Annotated in this window: 7 protein-coding genes and 1 pseudogene; 2 read left to right on the top strand and 6 right to left on the bottom strand. The window is 63.0% G+C overall.

What is annotated here, in order from left to right:
- Positions 1-278: pseudogene (locus Q322_RS25035) on the top strand (IS6 family transposase); the annotation flags it as partial.
- A gap of 66 nt (positions 279-344) precedes the next feature.
- The gene (locus Q322_RS0119430) at positions 345-587 is read left to right on the top strand and encodes an HNH endonuclease signature motif containing protein (RefSeq protein ID WP_034419359.1); all 243 of its coding nucleotides are present in this window, start codon (positions 345-347) and stop codon (positions 585-587) included.
- Positions 588-642: 55 nt separating this feature from the next.
- On the opposite strand, the gene Q322_RS0119425 is transcribed toward Q322_RS0119430, so the two are convergent.
- The 6 genes from Q322_RS0119425 to Q322_RS24920 form a co-directional block, all read right to left on the bottom strand.
- Positions 643-1,854, bottom strand: coding sequence for a DEAD/DEAH box helicase (locus Q322_RS0119425; RefSeq protein WP_051668794.1), 1,212 nt, complete (start codon positions 1,852-1,854; stop codon positions 643-645).
- Positions 1,855-1,900: 46 nt separating this feature from the next.
- Entirely contained in the window at positions 1,901-3,010 is a 1,110-nt protein-coding gene (locus Q322_RS0119420) for an MFS transporter (RefSeq protein WP_051668793.1), read from the bottom strand.
- A 110-nt stretch (positions 3,011-3,120) separates the two neighbouring features.
- Positions 3,121-3,987 (bottom strand): alpha-amylase family glycosyl hydrolase, encoded by an 867-nt coding sequence (locus Q322_RS24870; protein ID WP_281173669.1) that lies wholly within the window; start codon positions 3,985-3,987, stop codon positions 3,121-3,123.
- Positions 3,897-4,649: an alpha-amylase family glycosyl hydrolase gene (locus Q322_RS24715; protein ID WP_281173668.1), complete on the bottom strand. Its 753-nt coding sequence runs from the start codon at positions 4,647-4,649 to the stop codon at positions 3,897-3,899. The genes Q322_RS24870 and Q322_RS24715 overlap by 91 nt, the downstream gene beginning before the upstream one ends.
- 57 nt (positions 4,650-4,706) lie before the next feature.
- Positions 4,707-5,015, bottom strand: coding sequence for an ArsR/SmtB family transcription factor (locus Q322_RS0119410; protein ID WP_051668792.1), 309 nt, complete (start codon positions 5,013-5,015; stop codon positions 4,707-4,709).
- Positions 5,016-5,194: 179 nt separating this feature from the next.
- A partial coding sequence (locus tag Q322_RS24920) for a transposase (RefSeq protein WP_029479504.1) occupies positions 5,195-5,542 on the bottom strand: 348 nt, incomplete at its 5' end.

Genomic DNA, 5,542 nt, shown 5'->3' with positions numbered 1-5,542 from the left:
GTGACCTTCCCAGCCTGCATGGGGTCGACCATCAGCAAGTGATTTCCACGGCTCGCTGCAACAATGTCATTGAGCAATCGCACCGATCTACACGGCGTCAGGAACGACAACAACAGGGATTCAAACGAAAAAAACGAGCGCAAGAATTTCTGAGGTTGCACGCCCGAATCGAGAACATCCACCATCACGCCCGAACCAGCGTTTCTACCTCGATCAGACGAAGCAATCAGAGACAAGCGTTCCAGACGTGGTCAATAGCCGCGGTAGGGGTGGCCTGAAGTTCAGATCACCCCTGCCCTCAGTCTGCCACGGGTCAAGTTAAGGCAACACACCCGAAAAAACAGGTGTACGTTCACCGCTTGGTGGCTGCCGAGCGCCTGGGCCGCGCGCTATTTCCAGGGGAAGTGGTGCATCACCTGAACGGGAACAAGCAGGACTTCCGGCCCGAGAACTTGCTGGCACTGCCCAGTCAGGCCGCGCACATGGTGAAGCATATCGAGCGCCGACGCTCGCGGGGGATGGCCCCACTGTTTGAACTGGAAGAGATGGGATTGGGGTCTGTTGAACTACCGCCAGATTCAAACTGATAGGGCTGATTTCCTGGCGCAGAGTATGGGTGCCGTTCTCAGGCCAGCCCCATCCCTACTCGTCGTCATCCGTTCGCCTGCGCGGTGGGCTGGGCCGGAAGGTCAGCGTGGGGTGGGAGGCCAGCACCTGGCGCACCTCGCGTTCAAAGGGTCTGCCCGCCATCTGCGATCCCGACAGGTGCAGCCAGCCCCGGCTGCGGCTCATGGCGGTGAACAACTGGTTGCGAACCTGGATCTCACCCTCAGCCCGGGCAACCTCATCCAGACCCACCACGTACACCACATCGGCCTCATTGCCCTTGGCACGGTGGATGGTGGTGATGGTTACGGCCCCGTCCAGCCAGAAGTGGTTGGGGTTCTTGCCCGCGGGCAGATTCTTCCCCTCGGCAGAGGGAATGTAGAAGTCAATTCCCGCCACCTTCAGGCCGTCTCCAACCCGCAGCATCATGGAGTTGGCACTGGCCCCGGCTCCAACGGTTACCACCAGGATGTTGCGCGACAGGTGCAGACCCTCGAGCACATCACGGGCGATGTTCACGGTCAGCGCGCGGATTTCCTCGGCGCGGCTGTCGTAGGTGTCGAACGTAACCAGCGGTTCTGAGGTCAATGCAGGCAGGGGATGTGGGCTGTTCCTGGCCGGGCGGTGGATGGTCACCGGTTCCTTGCCTCTGAAGTCCCCAGCCGTCACCTCATAGCCCAGCCGGTCCCAGTCTTTTTGCTGGGTGGGGCCGGACAGCATTCCCCCCTTACGCAGCAGGCCCATGCCCAGGGCGTGCGCGGCCACCAGCACTGGTCCTGGAGTGCGGTACGACACCCGCATGACCTCAGACTTCCCAATGCCACTCCGGTAGGTGGCTCCGGCCCCGAAGACGTCCGCCCAGGAATCGCCGAACACCGTCCGGGTGTTGGGGATCATCATGCTGTCCAGGCTCTGGGCCTCGTCACAAGCCCAGATCAGGCGGCGCAGGACGGGTTTTTTCAGGTCCAGTTCCTCGAAGAGAGAGACCTCTTGAGGCACCGGGCGCAGGGAGCGGTGGGCCAGCCAGTAGAACGCTTGGCGCTCCTCGTAGAGAAGAGCCGGTTCCTCGTTGACCAGATCCTGGCCCTCGTCGATCAAGACCGCGTCGAAGAATTCCAGACTGGCCTGCTGCTCCTCGGCGATCTGCAACAGTCGGTGGGCGCAGTAGATCAGGTTCTTGGCCGCGTGAAATCCGTAAGGCGTGTCCTTAACAGACAGCGGGGGAGCGCCGATGTGTTCGGCCAGCACAGCGCAAGTTTTGGTTCCAAGTCTCAGATAGCCCTAGTCAGCAAGGTCAAGGGGACACGCTAACTTGGCCCAACTGCCGCGTCACCCTGTGCACGGCCCACCACTGGGCCAGAGCGAACACCGCGAAGCCCAGAGGCAAACCCCAGGGCGGCACGTCTCCCAGCACGCCGGGCAGCAGCGTGCCGCCCAGCGCGGCGGCATACATCACCGGCGCAACCAACGCTGATCCAGCGCGTTCCTGCGCCAGGGCAAACAGGGTGCCGAAGACTGGGCCGAGCAGAACCCCCAACAGGGGCCAGCCCACCGAAAGCGGCCCGACGAAGTACAGCGCCGTCGTCAGGGCGATAACCAGCGCCAGCACCCGGAGTCTGGCTTCCGGTGCCTGCGCCACCCAGGGGGCCAGGGCCAGCCGTCCAAACGTGAGACCCAGCCAGTACAGGGTCAGCAGCGCCCCCTGACTGGCCCGTTCCTGAAGGGCTGTGCCGCTCCAGGTCGCCAGTGCGCCTTCCAGTCCAGAATGAAAGGCGATGGCTGCCATCAGCAACGCGGCCAGCTTCCAGTCTGTCGATGCACCAAGTGCTTTTGAGCCAGCTACCACCACCGGACCCGTCTGGGTTTCTGGCGCGTCTAGCGTCAGCAGCGCGGTGAGCAGGGCCACCGCGCCGATCAGCAGGTAGACCGCCTGCCACGGCAACACGCTCGCCAGCAGCGGTGTCATGACTGCCCCAATCCCTAAGGCCGCGTTGGCCCAGTTGACCATCACCACCCGGCGTTGCGGATGCAACTCCCCGGTCAGGCTGTTGCCCTGCACATCCACGGTTCCCTTGCCCAACCCCAGGAGAACGGAGGTCAGCGTGACCACCGCAACTGTTGGCACCACCACGGCAGCCACCAGACCCAGCAGCATCAGGACCAGGGCCACCCCGAGCGTCGGTTGTCTGACCTGCTGACGTGAACTCAAGAAAATGCCGAGCAGCAGGCCCAAGAACTGCATGGCGTAGAACGCTCCCAGATTCAGACCGTCGCCGAAGGTCGCCGTCCACTGCGGCAGCAGCGCGCCCGGCGCAGCCACCACCGTGCCGCTCAGCCACAGGCCCAGAAAGGCCCCGGTAGTCAGGCGTCCTCTCTGAAAAGCAGTCAGGCGGTCTGAACTCACCCCTGGCGGCGTAGCAACCGTCCCTCAAAGGGGTGCAGGGTCAAGGTCTGACCTGGATGGGGTAGATCGTCAAGCGTGGTGGACAGGACCGTGGTGGACAGGACACAGCGCTAGCCGCCAGGAGGCAAGCGCACCTGCTGGCTCTCCGCGCTGAAGTTCAGGGCAACGAGAACCGTGGTGTCGGCGGCGCGGGTGTAGGCCAGCACATCCCCTGGAACATCGTCCAGCATCTGCAACTCGCCCCACAGCAGTGCCGGGTGGGTCCGGCGCAGCCTTAGCAGTTCCCGGTACAGGTGCAGCAGCGATGCGGGCTGTTGCCGCTGCGTCTCAACGCTCAAATCCCCGTGTTGATCGGCCAGCGGCAGCCAGGGCGGCGCGGCGCTGAACCCACCCCCTGGGCTGCTGTCCCAGGGCATCGGGGCGCGTTCCGGGTCACGGTCCGCGCCGGGCTGTACCCGTTCCCAGGGGTCTTGCATCTGCTCACCTGACACCGGGGTATCAGGCAGGCCCAGCTCGTCGCCGTAATACAGGAACGGGGTGCCGCGCAGGGTGAGCAACAGCAGCGCGGCCAGCCGCGCTCCCGCAGATCCAAAGCGTGAGGTCAGGCGCGGCTGATTGTGGTTGCCCAGGGTGTAATTGGGCCAGGCGCTTGGGGGCAGCGCGCCGTCATACTCCCCGATGATCTGCCGCAGGCTCTGGGCAGTCCAGGCCGCGTCCAGCAGGGCGAAGTTGAACGGCAGATGCAGGCGTTCCCCGGCCTCGCCGTAGTAGGGCAACACCTGCTGCACCGGCAGGTGCGGCACGATCTCGCCGATCAGCACCCGGTCTGAAAACTCGTCGGTGACGGCCCGCAAGTCCACCAGCAGATCCAGCGTCTCGGGGCGGTTCAGGTGAAAACGCGCCTGCGTGAAGGCGTACTCGGCATCAGGTTCATCGCGCAGCAGCTCGTCCTTGAGTAGGAAGTCCACCATATCCACGCGCAGCCCGTCCACGCCCCGGCCCAGCCAGAAGCGCATGGCGTCAAACAGCGCAGCCCGTCCACGCCCCGGCCCAGCCAGAAGCGCATGGCGTCAAACAGCGCAGTCCTGACCGCCGGGTTGCGCCAGTTCAGATCGGGCTGCTGCGGCAGGAAGGAGTGCAGGTAAGACTGGCCGCTCTCCGCGTCCAGGCTCCACGCTGAGCGGCCTGTCACGCTGCGCCAGTTGTTGGGGAGACCGCCGGATGGGCCGGGGTCTTGCCAGAGATACCAGTCACGTTGCGGATGGTTCTGCGACGAGCGTGACGCCTGAAACCAGGGATGCTGCCAGGAGGTGTGGTTCGGCACGAAATCGAGGATGATCCGCAGCCCCAGGGCGTGGGCCTGAGCCACCAGAGTATCGAAGTCGTCCAATGTTCCGAACAGCGGATCAACGCCGCAGTAGTCGGTGATGTCGTACCCAAAATCCTCCATCGGCGACGGATAGAAGGGAGAAATCCAGAGGGCGTCCACCCCCAACCAGGCCAGATAGTCCAGCCGACGGGTCAGCCCCGGAAGGTCTCCCACGCCGTCAGCCCCAGAGTCCTGAAACGAACGGGGGTAGACCTGATACACCACGGCGGTCTGCCACCAGGGCTGAGAAACGGAAGGGGGAATGGTCATGGGATTCTCCTTTATATCTGTCCATCTGTATATACAGATATATCTGAACAAAAAAAACTAGAGCTGGTTGAATTGCTGTTTGAGGCTGGCAATCACGGCTTCATCGCGGGTGTAGTACATCCACTGTGCGCGCCGCTCGACACGGACCAAGCCCACCTGTCGCAGACGTGCCAGGTGACGCGACACCGTGGGCTGGGGCAGATTCATGCTTTTGGTCAGGTCACTGACATGGATGCCCAGGTAATCGGGCAGGTGCTGGCAATGCTCGTGGCCCTCGCGCAGCACCCGCAGCAGTTCAACGCGGACCGGATCAGTGAGCGCCTCCAGCATGTCGGTGATTTGCATTTCGCGGGTTGCCACGGTCATATGCGTATATCCTAGCATACGCATATACCCTTGAACGAGCCAGAGTCGTCTGGGGACCGGAGTAATAGAGCGAAGTCTGAGCCAGGACTGCAAAAGCGCGGCTGCCTTCATAACGAAAAGAAGCGGCCTGCGGCAAATAAAGGGGTGAGCTGAGACTCGGATTCCATTGGTAAAGTCGCTCAGTACCCGACACTTTCCACAGCCGTCGTCTGGCGCGGCGTCCAGAGTCGAATGAGGTGGAGCAGTTCGTCCACCGAAGCCCCAGCCTGATGGGAATACGCCCGGACGAGCGACCGGAGGCCCAGGGTCACGACACTCCATGCGCGCCGTCCGTGTTTTTTAAGGGCCGTCTCCTGGTCGATGCCGACCAGAACGGTCCGAACATACGCCAGGGTCAATAAACAGAGCAGCCGCGTCACATGATTGGGAAGCGTCATGTGGGTGTTTTCCAACCGGAAGCCCTTCGTTTTGAGCGCCCTGAACAGGCATTCGATCTTCCAGCGCTTGCGGTACCCCTTCAGAATGCG

The organism is Deinococcus frigens DSM 12807, assembly GCF_000701425.1.
GTDB lineage: Bacteria > Deinococcota > Deinococci > Deinococcales > Deinococcaceae > Deinococcus > Deinococcus frigens.
Note: the sequence above shows the minus strand (reverse complement) of the source record. Positions and strands in the feature narration are given on the sequence as shown.